This window comes from Streptomyces sp. NPDC003247, from assembly GCF_042888135.1.
GTDB lineage: Bacteria > Actinomycetota > Actinomycetes > Streptomycetales > Streptomycetaceae > Streptomyces.
Map to the genome: position 1 here is coordinate 41,181 of NZ_JBIAPF010000004.1, position 20,028 is coordinate 61,208.

Here is a 20,028-nt window from a genome sequence, read left to right on the forward strand (position 1 = left end):
GTCGCCGTCATCCCTGCCGGGTGACGGAGGCTCGGCGCTCCAGCAGGGCCAGGACGCGTGCGCACCAGCGCAGGTTCTCCTCCTCGAAGGCGATGCCGCCCATCAGGGTCAGATAGGGGCCGATCCGGTCGGCGGCGGTGAGGTACTCGTCCTCGGTCCGCCCGTCCAGGAGCCGTTCGCGCACCCGCTCGTAGCGGGCGAGCTTGCCGCGCGCCCAGGTCATGCGCTCCTCGATCTGCGCCCGCGTGACCCCGGGGTCCACGCCGTCCATCGCCTGGATCTTGATCAGGAGTTCGTCGCGGACGGCGGTGGGCCGGCGGGGCGGGGCGGCGGCGAAGGCGCGCAGGTCGTCCCGGCCGGCTTCGGTGAGCGTGAACATCCTCTTGTCGGGACGCCGTTCCTGCCGTACGACCCGTGCCTGGATCAGGCCGGCCTGCGCGAGCCGCTCCAGCTCGCGGTAGAGCTGCTGCGGGGTCGCGGGCCAGAAGTTCGCGAGCGAGACGTCGAAGGTCTTGGACAGCTCGTAGCCCGAGGCCTCGCCCTCCAGGAGGGCGGCCAGCACGGCGTACTTGAGGGACATGTGGACATGGTACGGGCCGACGGATACTGTCATCCGCACCTAATCAAAAAATTGCCTATGAGGTGATCCGATGCGCGCGTTCCGTGAGGCGGTCGAGGCCCGCGACCTCGACGCGGTGGAAGCCCTGCTGGCCGAGGACGTGGTGTTCACCAGTCCGGTGGTGTTCCGGCCGTACCCCGGCAAGGCGATCACGGCGGCAATCGTGCGGGCCGTGGCACAGGTCTTCGAGGACTTCCGGTACGAGCGGGAGCTGGCCGGGGCGGACGGCCGCGACCACGCCCTGGTGTTCACCGCCCGGGTGGGCGAACGGCAGCTCACGGGCTGCGACTTCATCCATGTGAACGAGGAGGGTCTCATCGACGGACTGACCGTGATGGTGCGGCCGTTGTCCGGCGCGCAGGCGCTGGCGGCGGCGATGGGGGCGCGGGCCGAGGAGATCGCGAAGGAGGTGGAGGCGCGGTCCGCGTGAGGGAGCGCGCCTCCCGGACGGGGGCGGCGGGGGGACGTCAGCCCTTGAGCTCCTCCAGGCTGGCTTCGGCGTCCTTCTTGAGCCAGTCGGTCACCTCGTCGAGCGTCGGCGGGTCCTGGTCCTCGTCGTAGGAGGTGAGGTAGATGTTGAAGTTCATGGTGTACGTCACCCAGCCGTCCCGCACCGCGATCGTGACGTCCATGGAGCCGCTGTCGGAGCTGTCCGTGCTGTCCTGGCTGATGAGGTACGCCTCGTCGCCGATGCCCGTCACGGTGTCCACGTCGTACTCCGTGTGGCTGCTCCCGTAGTTCTTCCACCGGGCCGTGAACTCCGGTGCGGGATCGGTCTTCTTGTGGAGGCCGAGTTCGAGGGAGAGGTAGGCGTCGGAGTAGGTCGAGCCCGTCTTCTTCAGGCCGAGGCTGCAGTAGCTCTCGTCGAGGGCCTCGTGCTCCAGCTCGTTGTGGACCGGGTCGTCGTCGGCCTCGGGGTACTCGTCCTGGAACGTCGAGTAGTCCGCGCTGGTGCACAGGTTGGACGGCGCCGTGTAGCCGCTCAGCTCCGCGTCGGCTCCCCGACCGGCGATCAGGAACACTCCGGCCGCCCAGGCGGCGGACGCGACCAGCGCTCCGACGACGGCCCACAGCACCGCCCGCCCGGCGCCGCCGGCGCCGCCGCTCGCCGGGGGAACGCCTCCGGGGGCGTACGGGGGCTGCTGGAGGTACGGATTGGCCGACGGGCCCGGCTGCCCCACGAGGGTGGGCTGGGCGTAGAAGGGCTGCCCGCCCGGCGACTGCGGATGCGGATACGGATAGGCGGTCGGCTGGGCGGGCGCGTCGGAGGGCTGCTCCGGCTGCCGCTCGGGCTGCTGCGGAGGCTGCGACGGAGGCTGGGGCGGCGTGGACATGACGTGAAGATAAGCCAGCGACAGCGTTCAAGTCCCTTGTCGTCACGGATCGTTATGGTCCGGGGACATCCGATGCAGGATGACGACACCCCGGTCCGGACCAGGGCCGGACCACCGGGGTAGAGCCGGCGTCACGAGCGGGCCCCGCGACGCACGGAGTCCGTACGCGTACATCGGAACGGACAGGGCCGCCGTCGCGTCGTCCCGGCAGGAGCGCACGCGTCGTCCCGGCAGGAGCGCACGCGTCGTCCCGGCAGGAGCGCACGCGTCGTCCCGGCAGGAGCGCACGCCTTGTTCCGGCAGGAGCGCACGCGGCACTGGCCACGATCACACTCGAGTGCTAAACTCGCGGCAGCATCTGTGTACGCCCTGTTCGGCGCCGATGCCGTTTCTCCTTCAGTTCACTGATCGCCCGCCCGCAGCGGCCGGTGCGACAGTTCCCCCGCAACCTCGTGTGCAGGACTTCTCCGCTGCGCCCGAGTGATGCTCCGCCGCCCCAGGCGCGCGTTCACGCCCCTGGCCGAGCGGCCTCTCTCCCCCCTCACGCAGTCCCGTGTCTTCCGTCCTCGAAAGGACCGACCACCATGACCACCACACTCGAACACCCCCCTCTCCAGCAGCAGGCCCAGCTCGTCACCGGTGTCCTCGACATCGACGGCCACGGGAAGGGCCACCTGCGGGCCGAGAGCTGCCTGCCCTCCCCCACCGACCTCCCCGTCCCGCCCGCGCTGATCCGCCGACTCGGCCTGCGCAAGGGCGACTTCGTCGAAGGGATGCGCTCGGCGGCGCGCGCGCTGACCGACGTGGCGCGCGTCAACGGCCGTACTCCCCAGGAACTGCGCGACCGCCGCCACTTCCACGACCTCACGCCCCTCCACCCGCACGAGCGGCTCCGCCTCGAACACCCCGCGTCCGGCCTGGCCGGACGCGTCACCGATCTGCTCGCGCCCGTCGGCAAGGGGCAGCGCGGGCTGCTCGTCGCCCCGCCCAAGACCGGCAAGACCGTCCTGCTCCAGCAGCTCGCCGCCGCCGTCGCCGGAAACCACCCCGAGGCCCGGCTGATGGTGGTCCTGCTCGACGAACGCCCGGAGGAAGTCACCGACATGCGGCGCTCCGTGCACGGCGAGGTGTACGCCTCGACGTTCGACCGGACGCCCAGGCAGCACATCGCCCTCGCGGAACTCGTCGTCGAACGGGCCAAGCGGCTCGTCGAGGCGGGCGACGACGTCGTCATCCTGCTCGACTCGCTGACCCGGCTGTGCCGGGCCCACAACAACGCGGCCGCCGCGGGAGGCCGCACCCTCAGCGGCGGCGTCGACGCGACCGCGCTGATCGGCCCCAAGCGGTTCTTCGGCGCCGCGCGGGCGGCCGAGGAGGGCGGCTCGCTCACGATCCTCGCCACCGCGCTGGTGGAAACCGGCTCCCGCGCCGACGACTTCTTCTTCGAGGAGCTGAAGAGCACCGGCAACATGGAGCTCCGCCTCGACCGGGAACCCGCCTCCCGCCGCGTCTTCCCCGCCGTCGACATCGACGCCTCCGGCACCCGCCGCGAGGAACTCCTGCTGACTCCGGCCGAGTTGGCCACCGTACGCGGCCTGCGCCGCGCGCTGCGGACCCGGGACGGCCGCGGCAGCCTGGAGACGCTCCTGGAGCGGATGCGGCAGACCCCGGACAACGCGACCTTCCTGCGGCGCATCCAGCCGACGCTCCCGGCCGCGTAGGGCCGCCCCCCTCCCCCGCACAGACGCCTCCCCGCCCTCCGCGCAGGCACCCCCCTCACCTCCGTACAGGCACCCCCTCACCTCCGCACGGGAGCCCCTCACCTCCGGACGGACGAACCTTCGGCCCCGCACACAGTTGACGTGCGGCTCGGACACGCCTGACGTGCGGGCTCGGACACAGCTGACGGTCGGGTGCGAGGGACCCGGCGAGAGATCCGGCGAGGGACCCGGCGAGGAACCCCGCGAGCGATCCGGACCGGCCGCTCCGGAGCGCGGGACGTGCGGCATCCGGGTGCACGCGCGCGGTCCCCGGCACGGGCAGCGCGGGTTGGGCCGGATTCATTTCTACGTTGATCATATGATGATCAGACTTTCTTCCCGAGTCGCCGTGCCGACCTGCGCGCTCTGCGTGGCGGGTCTCCTGGCCCTCGGCCCCGCCACGGTCACCACCCCCGCCCCCGCCGCCACGGACCCCGGACCCCCCGGCGGCCCCCGGACGGCGATGCCATGGCCAGGGCTGCTCTACCACCCCGGCACCCTGGTCCGGCCCCGCCCCGGAGCGCCCGGGCTGCCGGACGTCTCCGCGCTGTCCTGGCTGGTGGCCGACGCCGGCACCGGCGAGGTGCTCGCCGCCTCCGACGCCCATCGCCCGCTGCCGCCCGCCAGCACCCTGAAGACGCTGTTCGCCCTCACGGTCCTGCCCGACCTGCCCGCGGGCGCCCTGCACCAGGTGTCCGACGAGGAACTCACCGGCATCGGGCCCGGCAGCAGCCTCGTCGGCGTCGCCGAGGGGCTCACCTACCAGGTCGCCGACCTGTGGCGCGGGGTGTTCCTCAGCTCCGGCAACGACGCGGTGCACGTCCTCGCCGCCCTCGACGGCGGCTGGCACACCACGGCCGCCCGGATGCAGGCCACGGCACGCTCCCTGGGCGCCCTCGACACCCACGTGCTGTCCCCGGACGGCTACGACGCACCGGGCCAGGTCTCCTCGGCCTACGACCTGGCGGTGTTCGGCCGGGCCGGGCTGCGCAACCCCGACTTCGCGCGGTACTGCGCGACGGCCGAGGCGTGGTTCCCCGGCTACGACGGCAGCACGTACGCCATCGTCAACACCAACCGGCTGCTGACCGGCCGCAGCGGCGTCGAGCCCTATCCGGGGCTGGTCGGCATCAAGAACGGCTACACCAGCGAGGCCGGCCACACGCTCGTCGCCGCCGCCCGCAGGGACGGGCGCACCCTCGTCGTGACGGTGCTCAACCCCCAGGCGGGGGGCGGGTTCACCGTCTACGAGGAGGCGCGCGAGCTGCTCGACTGGGGGTTCGAGGCCGCCGGACACGTCGACCCGGTCGGTTCCCTGGACGCGCTGCGGGCGACCCGGAAACGGCCGGGACCGGACTCGGCGCCGGTGACCGCCGCGGGTCCCTCGGCGTCCCCGGCCTCCGCCGGCAAGGACGACTCCGGGCCCGGCTGGCCGCACGCGGCCGTCGTCACGGGCACCGCCGTGTCCGGCGGCGTGGCCGCGGCGCTCGTGCTGACGGTCGTACGGCGCCGGGTCCGCGGCGGATGACCCACCGGCAGCCGGACGAGCAGGCCGAGCGTGATCCACGTGTACAGGTTGGAGCCCAGGAAGCCGTCGACGCCGGACGCGTCGTCGAACCACATCCACACCACGCTCGTGCACAGCACGGCGTACAGGGCGGCCGCGGTCCTCGGGTGCCCTGCGCGGACCAGCACGGCGAAGGACGGCAGCAGCCACACCAGGTGGTGCACCCAGGTGACGGGACTGACCAGGCAGGCGGTCAGGCCGGTGAGCGCGAACGCCGCCGTCCAGTCGCCCGCGGCCGCCGCCCGCCGCGCCCGCCAGGCCCACCCGCACAGCACCAGTACCACCAGCACCGCCCAGACCGGCCGGCTCTCCACGCCCAGCCGGGCCAGCACGCCCTGGAGCGACTGGTTGGAGACGTAGTCCAAACGGCCCACCCGGGAGGTGTCCCACAGGGCGTGGGTCCAGTAGAAGCGGGAGGCGTCCGGGGCGACGAGGGCCGCGGCCGCCGTCGCCCCGACGGCGACGCCGGTGGCGACGGCCGCCGCGCGCCGGCGGTGGGCGACCAGCAGCAGGCCGATGAAGAGCGCCGGGGTGAGCTTGACCGCCGCCGCCAGCCCGATGCCGACCCCGGCCCAGCGGGACCGCCCCGTCGACAGCAGCAGGCAGTCCGTCAGGACCAGGGCCAGCAGCAGCAGGTTGACCTGGCCGAAGCTGAAGGTGTCCCGCAGCGGTTCGAACAGCGCCAGCGCGCAGGCGGCGAGGGCGGCGCCGTACCAGCCGTGGCGCCGCAGCCGTTCGGGGCCCGCCAGGACGCGGGCGACGGCGGCGAGGGCCGTCAGGTTGAGCAGCAGCGTCACCGCGATCGCGGTGCGCAGCCCGACCAGCGCCATCGGCAGCATGGCGACGGCCGCGAACGGCGGATAGGTGAAGCCGTACGGCGTGCCCGGCACCCGGTAGTCGTAGACGCGGCCGCCGTCGTGGACCCAGGAGTGCACGGTGCCGTGGTAGACCCGCAGGTCGAACCAGTCGCGCAGCAGCGGGACCGTCGCGGTGAAGACGGTCACGGCCGTGGCGAGGGCGAGGACCAGCAGCAGCCGGCCGCGGTCGGTGCGCGGCGCCCGGAGCGGTGTCATGCCGTACGCACCGGCACGGCCGGGGCCGACGCCGCGAGGCGCGCCTGCCACAGCACGACCACCGCGAGCGCGCCCCCGCAGACCGCCAGGACCAGCCGGCCGGGGTCGGCCGGTCCGCCGTCGGGCAGGACGGCGAGGGCGAGGACGCCGGCCACGGCGGCCGTCCGGTGCCGTACGGAGGTGCTGGGCGCCGCGGCGGCGATGAGGAAGAGGCCCCACAGGGCGTACCAGGGGCGGATCGCCGGGCCGAACGCGGCGACCGCGGCGAGGCTCAGACCGAGCGCGTACACCGGGCGGGGGCGCAGCCGCCACCAGATGACGGCGAGGGCGACGGCGGTGACCACCAGGCCCAGCGCGTGCCAGACCGGGACGGCGAGCGGGGCCAGGTCGCTGCCGAGGGTCTCCAGCAGGGCCCGGGTGGCACGGCCGAGCAGGCTGGTGAGGGCCCAGTTCTGCGGGGAGACCGGGGTGTCGAGGGCGGCGATCCAGCCGTATCCGGTGCCCGCGACGGCGGTGGCGGTGACCGTGGTGGCCGCGGAGGCGGCGGCCGTGGTCAGGACCGCGGCGACCGGGCGGCGGCCGGAGCGCAGCTGGAGGACCAGGACGGCGGCCAGACCGAGCGCGGCGGGCGCCTTGACCAGGGCGGCGAGGGTGACCAGGACGGCGGCGAGGACCGGGCGGCGGCCGAGGGCGGCGACCAGGCCGACGCCGAGCAGGCCCAGCATGATCGCGTCGTTGTGGGCTCCGGCCACCAGGTGCAGCAGGACCAGGGGGTTGAGGGCACCCAGCCACAGGGCGGCGGCCGGGTCGGCGCCGCTGTGCCGGGCCAGCCGGGGCAGCGCGGCGGCCATCAGCGCCACCCCGCACAGCGCGACACAGCGCATCCCGATCAGACCGGCGGGCAGTTCGCCGCGGGTCAGGGCGGACAGGGCCGCGGCGACGGCGAGGAACACCGGGCCGTAGGGGGCGCCGGTGTGCTGCCACAGCGGGGCGACCTCCTCGGCGAGCGGACCGCCGAGCCGCGCGGGGCCGTGGGCGTAGACGTCCATGCGGGCGTCGACCATGGCGCCCTGGGCCAGGTAGCTGTAGACGTCCCGGCTGAACAGCGGCGGCGCGATCAGCAGGGGTGCCGCCCACACGGCGAGGACCAGCAGCAGGGCGCGCGGGGTGGGCGGATCGCCGCCGCGCACCAGGCGGCCGAGCAGCACCCAGGCCGCGGTCAGCAGGACGAGCCCGAAGTAGACGCCGACCAGGCCCAGTACGGCTTGCGGAGAGGAGGGGGCGAGGAGCTCGCGGGCGGGCAGCGCGCCGGCCGTCTCACCGCCCAGGGCGAGACAGGAGGTGCCGGCCAGGCCCAGCACCTGACAGCGGCGGAGATCGACGGGAAGAGCCATGGCCAACACTCCGCCAGGGTGTCGGCGCCGGGTGGCCGGTGAGCGACGTCCCGCCTTCCGGGCGGCGGCCTGCGCGTGACCGCCATGTGAGCGCCGCGCCGCGGCCGGGCGGATCGGAACGACCGGCACGATCGGCACGACCGGGACGACCCGCACAATCAGCACGACCGGCACGACCGGCACGACCGGCACGACCGGGACGACCCGCACAATCAGCATGACCGGCGCGACCGGCGCGACCGGCGCGATCAGAAAACGGACAGGCCCGTCAGCGTCGTGAACCGGTCCAGGGCCGCCACGCCGGCCACCGAGTTGCCGCGTTCGTCCAGGCCCGGGCTCCATACGCACAGCGTGCAGCGGCCGGGGACGACGGCGATGATGCCGCCGCCGACGCCGCTCTTGCCGGGCAGGCCGACACGGTAGGCGAAGTCGCCGGCCGCGTCGTAGGTGCCGCAGGTCAGCATGACGGCGTTGACCTGCTTGGCCTGGCTGCGGGTGAGCAGCCGGGTGCCGTCCGCGCGGACGCCGTGCCGGGCGAGGAAGCCGGTGGCCAGGGCGAGGCCGGCGCAGGAGGCGGTGATGGAGCACTGGCGGAAATACTGGTCGAGCAGGAGCGGCACGGGGTTGTCGATGTTGCCGTAGGACGCCATGAAGTGGGCGAGTGCGGCGTTGCGGTCGCCGTGCGCGGTCTCGGAGGCGGCGACCTCCAGGTCGAAGTCGAGGGCGGGGTTGCCGCTCTCGGCCCGCAGGAACGCCAGGAGTTCGCCGGCCGCGTCCGCGGTACGGGTGTGGAGGCGGTCGGTGACGACGAGGGCGCCCGCGTTGATGAAGGGGTTGCGCGGGATGCCGTTCTCGTACTCCAGCTGCACCAGGGAGTTGAAGGGGTTGCCGGAGGGCTCGCGGCCCACGTGCTCCCAGAGTTCGTCGCCCTCGCGGGCGAGGTCCAGGGCGAGCGTGAAGACCTTGGTGATGGACTGCGTGGAGAACGGCTCGCGCCAGTCCCCCACGCCGTACACCGTGCCGTCCAGCTCCGCGACGGCCATGCCGAAGCGGCGCGGGTCGCGGGCGGCGAGCGCCGGGATGTAGTCGGCGGGCCGGCCGCGGCCGGGCGTGCGCTCCATCTCCTCGGCGATGCGCTCCAGGACCGGCTGGAAGGTGAGGGACGACGTCACAGTCATGATCGCCATTGTGCCCCCTGCTGGCCGGGTCCGGGGCTTCGCCGCTGGTCAGGGGTGGGGCGGTGGGTCCCGGGCGGGTGGCCGTGCCCGGCCGCGCCGGCGGGTGCGGCCGTCAGGCGCAGGCCGGCCAGGACGTCGGGTCGAGTGACCGGACCGGGCGGACGCGGCCGACCGGGACGCCGCCGCCGAGCAGGGGCTCGCCCGCGAACTCGGTGAGCAGGGCGGGGTCCACGCCGGCGTGGGCGAGGGCGGCCGCGGCGACCGGGACGCGGGCCCGGTCCGCACCGTCGGCGATCTTGACGGCGATCGCGCGGCCGTCGGGCAGCGCGGCGACCTCGACGCCCTCGAAGCCGTCCTTGGCGAGCAGTCCGGGCACGGCCCGCATCAGCGCGGCCACGTCCCGGCCGGAGCCGGAGGCCGTCTCGGGGTGCCGGCGCACGGCGTCCGCCAGCCGGGCCTCGGGGGTGCCGGGCGCCGCGGTGGTGATGCGGGCGGCGGCGCGGGCCAGGCCGTGCAGGGAGACCGCGAAGAGGGGCGCGCCGCATCCGTCGACGGTGACCCGGGCTGTCCGCTGCCCGGTGAGGTCCTCGACGATCTCGGCGATCGCCTGCTGGAGCGGGTGCTCCGGGTCGAGGTAGCTGTCGAGGGGCCAGCCGTTGAGCCGGCAGGTGTACAGCATGGCCGCGTGCTTGCCGGAGCAGTTCTGGGCGAGGCGGGCGGGCGGCCGGCCCTCCCGCACCCACGCGTCGCGGACCGCCGGACCGAACGGCAGGTCCGGCACGTTGCGCAGGTCGTCCTCGGTGAGGCCGGCCAGCTCCAGGATGCGCCGGGTCCCGGCGAGGTGGCGTTCCTCGCCGGAGTGGCTGGCGGCGGCGAGGGAGAGCAGCTCGCCGTCGAGCGGGAGTCCGGCCCGGACCATGGCGACGGCCTGGACGGGCTTGAGCGCCGAGCGCGGGTAGAAGGCCGCCTCGATGTCACCCAGCCGGAGGCCGACCCGGCCGTCCGCGCCGAGGACGACGACGGAGCCGTGGTGGACGCCCTCGGTCACCCCGCCGCGGACGAGGTGGGCGACGGGTGCGTGCTGGGGTTCGCGGATCGCGGGGGCGTCGGCGAGGAAGCTGGTGTACATCACTGCCTGGGTCGTCGGTGGGGTGGTGTGGGTGGGCGCCGGGTTCACGGCGCCTGCGTGGGGCTGTCGGCGCGCGGGGACCGCACGATGTCGGTGAGGGTCGTCCCGACGCGGTCCAGGTGGTGGGTCATGGCGTCCACGGCGGCGCGTTCGCTGCCGGCGACCAGCGCCTCGACGATGGCCCGGTGTTCGCGGTCGGACTGTTCGCGGCGCCCGCCCAGTTCGTCGAGGAAGGCCGACTGGCGCGCCAGCGCGTCCCGGATCTCCTCGATGACCCGGCGGAAGACCGGGTTCCGGGCGGCCTCGGCCACGGCGAGGTGGAAGAGGGTGTCCATCGCGACCCACGCGGTGGTCTCCGTCTCCCGCTCCATGCGGTCCAGGAGGCGGGCCAGGCGGGCCAGGTCCTCCGGGGTGCGGCGCAGGGCCGCGTAGCCGGCCACCGGGACCTCGACGTGGCGGCGGGCCTCCATCAGGTCGCCGGCCGTGTAGTCGCCGAAGGTGGGGTCCTCGACGGTGTCCGCGATCACGAAGGTGCCCTTGCCGGTGCGGGAGACCGTCAGACCCATGGTCTGGAGGGCGCGCAGGGCCTCCCGCAGGACGGGCCGGGAGACCTCGAGGGTGCGGCAGAGCTCCGCCTCGGAGGGGAGTCTGTCCCCGATGGCGTACCGGCCGTGTTCGATGGCGTCGCGCAGGTGGCCGAGCACCGCCTCCATCGCACTGACGCGACGCGGGGCGACCCGACCACCTGTCTGGCTGTCTGACAGGTTCACGGGAGCGATGGTCCGCGCGAGGAGCGGGCGATGTCAAGTCAGCCCGGCCTCGCCCGACCAGGCCTCGCCCGACCAGGCCTCGCCCGGCCCGATCCGGCCGCCGTGCTCCCGACGGACAGCCGCCCCGGAGCGGCTACCAGCCCTTCTCGAACATCCGGGCCACCTCGGCGATGCGCATCTCGTCACGCCGGTAGTAGGTGCGGCGGCGGATCCGCTTGGCGCGCAGCAGGCCCAGGTCGGCGAGCAGGCTCAGGTGGGTGTCCGCCACCTGGCGGCGCACGCCCAGCTTGGCAGCGACGGCGTCCGCGGTGACCCCGTCCTCGACGGGGTCGCCGTGGCGCTGCGGCGGGAAGTGCCGGGCCGGATCCTTCAGCCACTCCAGGATGTCCAGCCGCCGTTCACTCACGGGTGTCCTCAGCATCGTCGCCCCCTCCGTCCCTTGGTCGGGGCACCCCTCGTACCGCGTCTTCCCACTCTTCCGCAGGGGAAGCCGCCGTGTCCCGGACTCCCGCACGCTTGGCGGGATCGAACACCCTTGCGCTGTAAGGGAGTCGGGGGTGGAGGCGCCGGACCACGGGCAGGGCCCGGCCGCGGGGAAGCGGCCGGGCCCCGGGACGGCCGGTCACGGGGACGGCGTGGCCGGACCGTGCCGTGCCGTGCCGTGCCGTGCCGTGTCGTGCCGTGCCGTGTCGTGCCGTGCTATGGGTCCAGCGGGGTCGGCGACGGCCGGGTCAGCGGTGGCTGAACCACGCCATCGAGGACAGCGCCCGGTCGTCGTAGCCGAAGAGGGCCTGGTTCTCCCAGCCGTTCCCGGACGACGCGTCGGTCGGGTCCCAGCCGTTGCCGGTGACGGCGGTCCAGGTCGCCTCCCAGTAGAAGACGCCCAGGCCGAGGCCGCCCGGCACCGCTTCCACGATGTCGGCCACGGCGTTCGTCCAGGCGAGCTGGCCGGCCTCGGTCGCCGGGTAGCCGGAGACGAGCTCGCTCGACAGGTCGATGATGTTCTCGAGCGTGTCGTCGCTGTCGAGGCGGAACGGATAGGCGGTCTCGGCGACGTAGACCGGCTTGCCGTAGCGGGAGGCGGCGTCGTCCAGCGTGGTCTGGAAGTCCGCCAGGGTGCCGTGCCAGTAGCCGTAGTACGACAGGCCGATCGTGTCGAACTTCACGCCGTTGGCGACGGCGTTGTCGAACCACCAGCGGGTGCCGGACAGGTCGCCGCCCTTGGCGAGGTGCAGGGCGACCGCGGTGGAGGAGCTGACCGCCTTGACCGCGTCGTAGCCGGAGTTGAGCAGACCGGCGAGCTGGGCCCAGTTGTCGGTGGACCCCTCGGACCAGAGCATGCCGCCGTTGATCTCGTTGCCCACCTGGACCATGTCGGCGGTGGTGCCCTGCGCCTTCAGCGCGTTCAGCACGTCGTACGTGTGGTTGTACACGTCCGTCTTGAGCTGGCTGTACGAGTGGCCCGCCCAGGCGGCCGGCTTGGTCTGGGCGCCGGGGTCGGCCCAGGTGTCCGAGTAGTGGAAGTCGACCAGCAGCTTCTGGCCCGCGGCCTTGATGCGCTTGGCCATGGCGAGCACGTGCGCCTTGTCGTTGTAGCCGTCGGCCGGGTTCACCCAGACCTTCAGGCGCGCGTAGTTCATGCCGGCGTTCTTCAGGATGGTGACCGCGTCGCCGGTGGTGCCGGAGGCGGTCTTGTAGACGCCGCCCTTGGCCTCGCTCTTGGCGAGGGAGGAGATGTCGGCGCCCTTGATCGACAGGCCGGACGTGCCGGACGCGAAGGTCAGGTCGTCCACGTTGATCCAGTTGCCCGCGTTGGCGTCGCTGTTGATGCTGACGGTGCACTGGTTGGTCGTCACGGTGACCGGGACGACGATCCGGATCCAGCCGCTCGCCGACACGGGCAGGGCGGTGCGCTGCTCGGTGCCGCCGCAGTTCTTGAGGGCTATGTAGGCGGAGTTCTGGCCGCCGCCGGAGCGGACCCAGGCGGTGAGCTTGTAGGAGCCGTTGGTCAGGCCGGTGAGGGACTGGTAGGTCTCCACCTTGTACGCGGTGGACGCCCAGTGGGTGAGGCGGTAGCTGCCGGCGTGGCCGCCCGCCTCGGTGAAGGAGGCGGAGTTCTGGCCGGCCGCCGAGTACGTGGACCAGCCGGCCGGGGTGGCCGTGCCGGTGCCGTCGGACTCGAAGCCGCCGTTGGTGAGCGTGGCCGCCGCTTGGGCGGTCTGCGCGGGCAGGGCGGCGAGGGAGAGCCCCGCGGCGAGCGGGAGCAGCAGGGCTGCGAGCGTGCGTCTGGGATGGAACATCGTCGTCCGTCGTCCCTTCGACGTGATGGCGGTGTGTGCGGGCCGGTGCGACCCGCCGTCCCCTCGGGGTGAGGGGCCCTCTCCGCCCGCGGCTCGCGGCTCCACGGGCGGAGAGGGAGTCGGTTCAGCCGTCGAGGCGTACGCCCCGGACGGCTGAGTCGGTTCAGCCGTCGAGGCGCACGACCCGGACGGCTCCGGCCGGGACCACGAGGGGGCCCGCGGCGCGTTCGCCCGTCAGCAGTTCGGTGCCGGACGTGTCCAGCGGCACCTTGGCGTCGGTGGCGGTGTGGTTGATCGCGAAGAGGAAGCTGCCCGTCTCGCCGGTGCGGCGTACGACCTCGACGTCACGCGGGAGGTCGGCGCGGGGGGCGACGCGGGCGTCCTCGGCGGCCCGCCCGAGCACGGCGTCGAGGCCGTCGGCGCCGAGGCGGGTGGAGACGTACCAGGCGGTGCCCTCGCCGAGGCGGTGGCGGGTGACGGCGGGCCGGCCGGCGGTGAGTCCGTCGGCGTACGTCCACACCGTCTCGGCGCCGCGCGGCACCACGAACTCCGTCCACAGGTCCGCGCGGAGTTCGGCGCCGTCCGGGCCGGTGAGCCGGGTGCCCTCGCCCGCGAGCAGCGGGGAGAACTCCTCGACGGTCAGGCCCAGGACGTCGCGCAGCGGGCCCGGGTAGGCGCCCTCGTGGACGGCGTCGTGCTCGTCGACGATGCCGGAGAAGTACGACACGACCAGGGTGCCGCCGTTCTCGACGTACGCCTTGAGGTTGTTCCCGGCCGCCTCCGTCATCAGGTACAGGGCGGGCACGACGACCAGGGGGTACGCCGAGAGGTCGGCCTCCGGGTGGGCGAAGTCGACCGTGAGGTGGCGGTCGTAGAGGGCCTCGTAGAAGGCGTCGGCGCGCTCGCGGGCGTCGTGGTCCTGGGAGGGACGCCAGTCGAGGGTCTGCGCCCACCAGGAGTGCCAGTCCCACAGGACGGCCGCGTCGGCCACGGTGCGGGTGCCGCGGATCGGGTTCAGCGTGTCGAGGGAGGCGCCCAGCTCGACGACCTCGCGCCACACGCGGGTGTCGGTGCCGCCGTGCGGAACCATCGACGAGTGGAACTTCTCGGCGCCGCGCCGGGACTGCCGCCACTGGAAGAACATGGCTCCCTCGGAGCCCCGGGCGACGTGCGAGAGGGAGTTGCGGGCCATCTGGCCGGGGGCCTTGGCCGGGTTGCGGGGCTGCCAGTTGACGCCCGAGGTGGAGTGCTCCAGCAGGAGCCAGGGGGCGCCGCCCGCGACGGAGCGGGTCAGGTCGGCGGCCATCGCGAGGTTGACGTGGGTGCGGCGGCCGTCGGTGATCAGGTAGTGGTCGTTGCTGACGAGGTCGACCTCGCGGCCCCAGGCCCAGTAGTCGATCGTGTCGCACTGGCTGAGCGCCGTCATGAAGTTGGTCGTGACGGGGACGCCGGGCGCGAGGCGGTGCAGGATGTCGCGCTCCCGGCAGAAGTTCTCGCGCATGGTGGCGTCGGCGAACCGCCGGTAGTCCAGCGCCTGGCCCGGGTTGCCGACGGTCGGCGTGGCGCGCGGCGGGTCGATGTCCTCGAAGCGGGCGTAGCGCTGGCCCCAGAAGGCGGTGCCCCAGGCCTCGTTGACCGCGTCGACCGTGCCGTACGTGGTTTCCAGCCAGCGGCGGAAGTGGGCGGCACAGGAGTCGCAGTAGCAGGCGGAGACGGGGACGCCGTACTCGTTGTGCACGTGCCACAGGGCCAGCGCCGGGTGGTCCGCGTAGCGCTCGGCGAGCCGCGTGGTGATGTTCGCCGCGGCGGCGCGGTAGTCGGCGTTGCTGTGGCAGATCGCGCCGCGGGAGCCGAACGCCAGGCGGCGGCCGTCGGCGGTGACGGGCAGCGCCTCGGGGTGCTGCCGGTAGAACCAGACGGGCGGGACCACGGTGGGCGTGCCCAGGTCGACGCGGATGCCGTTCTCGTGCAGCAGGTCCACGACGCGGTCGAGCCAGCCGAAGTCGTACTCGCCCGGCGCGGGCTCCAGAAGGGCCCAGGAGAAGATCCCGACGCTCACCATGGTGACGCCGGCCTCCCGCATCAGCCGGACGTCCTCCTGCCAGACGCTCTCCGGCCACTGCTCTGGGTTGTAGTCCCCACCGAAGGCGAGCCTGGTGAGGCCCTTGGGGGTGGTCTCCGGCATGGGTGTCTCCCGTGTAATCGATCATTTGGGAACGTGCACACACTCGATCTGCGGTGCGATCCCAACATAACCGCACAGCAACAACCATTGACAAGTGTCCGGGATGTTTCTCTACTGTGAACGCTCACAGAAGCATGGCAGGTCCTCGCAGCAGGCGGGGACCCCAGGTCAGGGGAGTAATCCATGCCCATCACGAAGCGCCGTCGCCTCGTGGCCACCGCCCTCGCCATCACGCTGGGCGGCACCGCCCTCGCCGCTTGCGGCTCGTCCGACGACAGTGAGACCGAGTCGGGTCCGGTCTCACTGACGTACTGGACCTGGACGCCCGGCATGGACAAGGTCGTCGACCTGTGGAACAAGGGCCAAGGCAAGAAGGACCAGATCACGGTCACGGTGAAGAAGCAGGCCTCCGGCGACTCGCTGATCACCAAGATCCTCACCGCGCACAAGGCCGGCAAGGCGCCCGACCTGGTCCAGGTGGAGTACCAGTCGGTGCCGACGCTGGTCAGCAACGACGCGCTCGCCGACATATCGGGTGACGTGGGCGACGCGAAGGACAAGTTCGCCGAGGGCGTGTGGCAGCAGACCACGCTGGGCACCGACGCCGTCTACGCGGTGCCGCAGGACATCGGCCCGATGATGTTCTACTACCGCGAGGACCTCTTCAAGAAGTACGGCCTGACGGTCCCGACGACCTGGGAGCAGTTCGCCGAGACGGCCCGCGCGCTGAAGAAGAAGGCGCCCGACGTCGACCTCACCACCTTCTCCGCCAACGACTCCGGTCTCTTCGCGGGCCTCGCCCAGCAGGCGGGCGCCCAGTGGTGGACCACCTCCGGCGACAAGTGGCAGGTCGGCATCAACGACGCGGCCAGCAAGAAGGTCGCCGACTTCTGGGGCGGCCTGGTCAAGGAGGGCGCCATCGACAACCAGCCGATGTACACCCCGGCCTGGAACAAGGCGCTCAACACCGGACAGCAGATCGCCTGGGTCTCCGCCGTGTGGGCGCCGGGCACGCTGACCACCGCCGCGCCCGACACCGCGGGCAAGTGGGCCATGGCCCCGCTCCCCCAGTGGTCGCAGAGCGAGAACGTCACCGGCAGCTGGGGCGGTTCCTCCATCGGTGTCACCACCGACTCGAAGCACAGGGAAGCCGCGGCGAAGTTCGCCGCCTGGCTGAACACCGACGGTGACGCGCTCAACGCGCTGGCCAAGGAGAGCGGCATCTACCCGGCCTCCACCTCCGCCCAGCTCAGCGGCGCCTTCACCACCCCGCCGGCCTACTTCTCCAACCAGGCGGACTTCTACACCGTGGCCGCCGACATCGCGAAGACCACGGCCCCCTCGGCCTGGGGCCCGAACGTGAACGTCGCCTACACCACCTTCAAGGACGCCTTCGGCGCCGCCGCGAAGAACAAGTCGGACTTCTCCGCCGCCCTCGACGAGATGCAGGCGGACACCGTCGCCGACCTGAAGAAGCAGGGCTTCGAGGTCTCCGAGTGATCAGCGCACACCGGAAGTCGTACGGGGTCAAGGGCGCCCCGTACGCCTTCCTCCTCCCCGCCACGCTGCTCTTCGCCCTCTTCTTCGCGCTGCCCATCGGTTACGCGGTCTGGCTCAGCTTCCACAAGGTGAAGGTCTCCGGGCTCGGCCTGGGCTCCAACGCCAGGAAGGAGGTCTGGGCCGGCCTGGAGAACTACACCGCCGCCTTCACCGACAGCGAGCTGCTGGACGGCGCGCTGCGGGTGCTGGGCTACGGCTGCATCGTCGTCCCGGTGATGCTGGGCCTCGCCCTGGTGTTCGCGCTGATGCTCGACTCCGAGAAGGTGCGGCTCACCCCGTTCACCCGGCTCGCGATCTTCCTGCCGTACGCCATCCCCGGCGTGGTGGCGGCACTGCTGTGGGGCTTCCTGTACCTGCCGGACGTCAGCCCCTTCTACTTCGTGCTCGACAAGCTCGGCCTGCCGCAGCCGGACCTGCTGGACGGCGGTCCGCTCTACCTCGCCCTGTCGAACATCGCGGTCTGGGGCGGCACCGGCTTCAACATGATCGTCATCTACACCTCGCTGCGGGCCATCCCGGCCGAGGTGTACGAGGCGGCGAAGCTGGACGGCGCCACACCGCTCCAGGTCGCGCTGCGGATCAAGATCCCGATGGTGGCGCCCTCGCTGGTGCTCACCTTCTTCTTCTCGATCATCGCGACCCTCCAGGTGTTCAACGAGCCGACCACCCTCAAGCCACTCACCAACTCCGTGTCGACGACCTGGAGTCCGCTGATGAAGGTGTACCGGGACGCGTTCGCCACCGGTGACGTCTACGCGGCGGCCGCCCAGGCCGTGATCATCGCGCTCGCGACGCTGCTGCTCTCCTTCGGGTTCCTGCGCGCCGCGAACCGCCGCAACAAGCAGGAGGCAGCACGATGAGTTCTCTTGCCGTACGGAAGGTCCCCTCGGCGACCGGCACGACCGGCGCCGCCCAGGGCCGCCCGCCGCTGCGCCGCCGCATCGCGCTCGTCCCGACGATCACGCTGCTGCTGGGCGCGCTCTACTGCCTGCTGCCGGTGGCGTGGGTGGTGATCGCGTCCACCAAGTCGGGGCGTGAGCTGTTCTCCACCTTCACCTTCCTGCCGGGCACCGGCTTCGCCGACAACCTCAAGGACCTCAACGCCTACCGCGACGGCGTCTACTGGGAGTGGATGGGCAACTCCGCCCTCTACGCCGGCCTCGGCGCCCTGTTGTCGACGTGCGTGTCCGCGCTGAGCGGCTACGCACTGGCGACCTACCGCTTCCGCGGCCGCGAGACGATCTTCAACGTGCTGCTCGCGGGTGTGCTGATGCCTCCCGTCATCCTCGCCGTCCCGCAGTACCTGCTGCTGGCGCAGGCGGACCTGACGGACTCCTACTGGTCCGTGCTGCTGCCGCAGATCCTCTCCCCCTACGGCGTCTACCTCGCGCGCATCTACGCGGCCGCGGCGGTGCCGGGCGACGTGGTGGAGGCCGGCCGGATGGACGGCGCGAGCGAGTGGCGGATCTTCACCCGGATCGCGCTGCCGATGATGGTCCCCGGACTGGTGACGGTGTTCCTGTTCCAGTTCGTGGCGGTGTGGAACAACTTCCTGCTGCCGTACATCATGCTGGCCGACGACGAGAAGTTCCCGATCACGCTCGGTCTGTTCACGCTGCTGGAACAGGGCTCGAACCAGCCCGCGCTGTACACGCTGGTGATCACCGGCGCGTTCCTCGCGGTGTTGCCGCTGGTGGCGCTGTTCCTGGTGGTCCAGAGGTTCTGGAGCCTGGATCTGCTGTCCGGGGCCGTAAAGTCATGACCATGAGCAATACGGGGGGCCGGCGCAGACCGCCGACGATCCATGACGTGGCGCGCGAGGCGGGCGTCTCACGAGGCACCGTCTCGCGCGTCCTCAACGGCGGCCACTACGTCAGTCCTTCCGCGCAGGAGGCGGTCAACGCCGCGATCCGCAAGACGGGTTACGTGGTGAACCGGCACGCGCGCTCGCTGATCACCGGGCGCTCGGACTCGATCGGCTTCCTGCTGACGGAACCGCAGGAGCGGTTCTTCGAGGACCCCAACTTCAACGTCCTGCTGCGCGGTTGCACCCAGGCGCTGGCCGCGCACGACATCCCGCTGCTGCTGATGCTGGCCGGGACCGAGGACGAGCGGCGGCGCATCACGCGGTACATCACCGCGGGGCACGTCGACGGGGTGCTGCTGGTCTCCAGCCACTCAGGGGACCCGGTCGCCACCGAGCTGCGCGAGGCGGGCGTGCCGCTGGTGGCGTGCGGCAAGCCCATCGGGCTCGGGTCGAAGGTGAGTTACGTGGCCGCCGACGACCGGGACGGCGCCCGTGACATGGTGCGCCATCTGGTCGCGCTCGGCCGCCGCCGGATCGGCGTCGTCACCGGCCCGCAGGACACCCCGGGCGGTGTGGAGCGACTCGCCGGCTACCGGGAGGTGCTCGCCGAGGCGGACATCGCCTTCGACGAGCGGTTGGTCGTCCCCGGCGACTACAGCCGGGCCAGCGGGGAGGCCGGGGCCGAACGGTTGCTGGCCCGGGTCCCCGACCTGGACGCGGTGTTCGTCGCCTCCGACCTGATGGCGCAGGGCGTGCTGGCCGCGCTGCGGCGGGCCGGCCGGCGGGTGCCGGAGGACGTCGCGGTCGGCGGCTTCGACGACTCGCCCGCCGCGACCGCCGCCAGCCCGGCCCTCACCACCATCCGCCAGCCCTGGGACCGGATCAGCAGCGAGATGGTCCGCGTGCTGCTCGCCCAGATAGGCGGCGAGGACCCCGCCGCGGTGATCCTGCCGACGGAACTGGTCCAGCGCGAGTCGACCTGAGCGGTCCGCCGCACGGTCGGTGATCCCACGCCACAGCACCGCTCTGGCCGCGGTCAGGGCCGGCCGGTGGCGGACACCTTCTGCCGGCAGGCACCTCCTGCCGGCAGACGCCTTCTGATGGCGGACACCTTCTGATGGCGGACACCTTCTGATGGCGGACACCTCGATACACCGGTACGGCGAGGACGAGCCGGTCCCGCTCCGCGCGGGCGCGGCGACGGCCGGCCGTCGGCGCGCCCGCGGGTCACCGCGCCCGCGGCCTGTTCCGCCTTGGCGGTTTCCGCCGTCAGGGGCAGCGCCTCCCGTACGTCCTTGCGCCCGCACTAGTTGCACGGTAAACGAACAGCGGCTTCGGTGTTACCGTGCGGG

16 protein-coding genes and 1 pseudogene are annotated in these 20,028 nt (G+C 72.6%); 7 read left to right on the forward strand and 10 right to left on the reverse strand.

Translation table 11 applies throughout. The annotated features are described in order from the left end of the window. Nucleotides 1–7: 7 nt before the first annotated feature. Nucleotides 8–580, reverse strand: coding sequence for a PadR family transcriptional regulator (locus ACFYWQ_RS13900; protein WP_389516053.1), 573 nt, complete (start codon nt 578–580; stop codon nt 8–10). A gap of 70 nt (nt 581–650) precedes the next feature. On the opposite strand from ACFYWQ_RS13900, the gene ACFYWQ_RS13905 reads away from it, so the two are divergent. After that, on the forward strand, nt 651–1,049 hold the full coding sequence (locus ACFYWQ_RS13905) for a nuclear transport factor 2 family protein (RefSeq protein WP_389516055.1): 399 nt from the start codon (nt 651–653) through the stop codon (nt 1,047–1,049). A 37-nt stretch (nt 1,050–1,086) separates the two neighbouring features. On the opposite strand, the gene ACFYWQ_RS13910 is transcribed toward ACFYWQ_RS13905, so the two are convergent. Further along, a complete protein-coding gene (locus ACFYWQ_RS13910) occupies nt 1,087–1,953 on the reverse strand; it encodes a hypothetical protein (RefSeq protein ID WP_389516056.1) in 867 nt (288 codons plus the stop codon). A gap of 584 nt (nt 1,954–2,537) precedes the next feature. On the opposite strand from ACFYWQ_RS13910, the gene rho reads away from it, so the two are divergent. Both rho and ACFYWQ_RS13920 read left to right on the forward strand, forming a co-directional pair. Continuing rightward, nucleotides 2,538–3,674 (forward strand): transcription termination factor Rho, encoded by a 1,137-nt coding sequence (gene rho, locus ACFYWQ_RS13915; RefSeq protein ID WP_389516057.1) that lies wholly within the window; start codon nt 2,538–2,540, stop codon nt 3,672–3,674. A gap of 502 nt (nt 3,675–4,176) precedes the next feature. Beyond that, nucleotides 4,177–4,875: pseudogene (locus ACFYWQ_RS13920) on the forward strand (D-alanyl-D-alanine carboxypeptidase family protein); the annotation flags it as partial. A gap of 83 nt (nt 4,876–4,958) precedes the next feature. On the opposite strand, the gene ACFYWQ_RS13925 reads toward ACFYWQ_RS13920, so the two are convergent. The 8 genes from ACFYWQ_RS13925 to ACFYWQ_RS13960 form a co-directional block, all read right to left on the reverse strand. After that, nucleotides 4,959–6,353 (reverse strand): glycosyltransferase family 87 protein, encoded by a 1,395-nt coding sequence (locus tag ACFYWQ_RS13925; RefSeq protein ID WP_389516059.1) that lies wholly within the window; start codon nt 6,351–6,353, stop codon nt 4,959–4,961. Then, on the reverse strand, nt 6,350–7,747 hold the full coding sequence (mptB, locus tag ACFYWQ_RS13930) for a polyprenol phosphomannose-dependent alpha 1,6 mannosyltransferase MptB (protein ID WP_389516060.1): 1,398 nt from the start codon (nt 7,745–7,747) through the stop codon (nt 6,350–6,352). The genes ACFYWQ_RS13925 and mptB overlap by 4 nt, the downstream gene beginning before the upstream one ends. Before the next feature lie 248 nt (nt 7,748–7,995). Then, a complete protein-coding gene (locus ACFYWQ_RS13935; RefSeq protein WP_389516062.1) occupies nt 7,996–8,934 on the reverse strand; it encodes a glutaminase in 939 nt (312 codons plus the stop codon). A 103-nt stretch (nt 8,935–9,037) separates the two neighbouring features. Then, nucleotides 9,038–10,054 (reverse strand): asparaginase, encoded by a 1,017-nt coding sequence (locus ACFYWQ_RS13940; protein ID WP_389517377.1) that lies wholly within the window; start codon nt 10,052–10,054, stop codon nt 9,038–9,040. 44 nt (nt 10,055–10,098) lie between these two features. Then, a complete protein-coding gene (locus ACFYWQ_RS13945) occupies nt 10,099–10,824 on the reverse strand; it encodes a FadR/GntR family transcriptional regulator (protein ID WP_389516064.1) in 726 nt (241 codons plus the stop codon). Nucleotides 10,825–10,957: 133 nt separating this feature from the next. Continuing rightward, nucleotides 10,958–11,245, reverse strand: coding sequence for an ArsR family transcriptional regulator (locus ACFYWQ_RS13950; RefSeq protein ID WP_389516066.1), 288 nt, complete (start codon nt 11,243–11,245; stop codon nt 10,958–10,960). Between the two features lie 310 nt (nt 11,246–11,555). After that, nucleotides 11,556–13,124: an arabinogalactan endo-beta-1,4-galactanase gene (locus ACFYWQ_RS13955; RefSeq protein WP_389516068.1), complete on the reverse strand. Its 1,569-nt coding sequence runs from the start codon at nt 13,122–13,124 to the stop codon at nt 11,556–11,558. Between the two features lie 163 nt (nt 13,125–13,287). Beyond that, nucleotides 13,288–15,309 (reverse strand): beta-galactosidase, encoded by a 2,022-nt coding sequence (locus ACFYWQ_RS13960; protein ID WP_389516070.1) that lies wholly within the window; start codon nt 15,307–15,309, stop codon nt 13,288–13,290. Between the two features lie 183 nt (nt 15,310–15,492). Between ACFYWQ_RS13960 and ACFYWQ_RS13965 the strand changes: the two genes are divergently transcribed. The 4 genes from ACFYWQ_RS13965 to ACFYWQ_RS13980 are packed head-to-tail and all read left to right on the forward strand — an operon-like array spanning nt 15,493 to nt 19,659. Then, nucleotides 15,493–16,809, forward strand: a complete 1,317-nt coding sequence (locus tag ACFYWQ_RS13965; protein ID WP_389516072.1) for an ABC transporter substrate-binding protein — start codon at nt 15,493–15,495, stop codon at nt 16,807–16,809. Further along, nucleotides 16,806–17,729: a carbohydrate ABC transporter permease gene (locus tag ACFYWQ_RS13970; RefSeq protein ID WP_389516074.1), complete on the forward strand. Its 924-nt coding sequence runs from the start codon at nt 16,806–16,808 to the stop codon at nt 17,727–17,729. The genes ACFYWQ_RS13965 and ACFYWQ_RS13970 overlap by 4 nt, the downstream gene beginning before the upstream one ends. Continuing rightward, nucleotides 17,726–18,631 (forward strand): carbohydrate ABC transporter permease, encoded by a 906-nt coding sequence (locus tag ACFYWQ_RS13975; RefSeq protein ID WP_389516077.1) that lies wholly within the window; start codon nt 17,726–17,728, stop codon nt 18,629–18,631. The genes ACFYWQ_RS13970 and ACFYWQ_RS13975 overlap by 4 nt, the downstream gene beginning before the upstream one ends. Further along, a complete protein-coding gene (locus ACFYWQ_RS13980; protein WP_389516078.1) occupies nt 18,628–19,659 on the forward strand; it encodes a LacI family DNA-binding transcriptional regulator in 1,032 nt (343 codons plus the stop codon). The genes ACFYWQ_RS13975 and ACFYWQ_RS13980 overlap by 4 nt, the downstream gene beginning before the upstream one ends. Nucleotides 19,660–20,028: the final 369 nt, after the last annotated feature.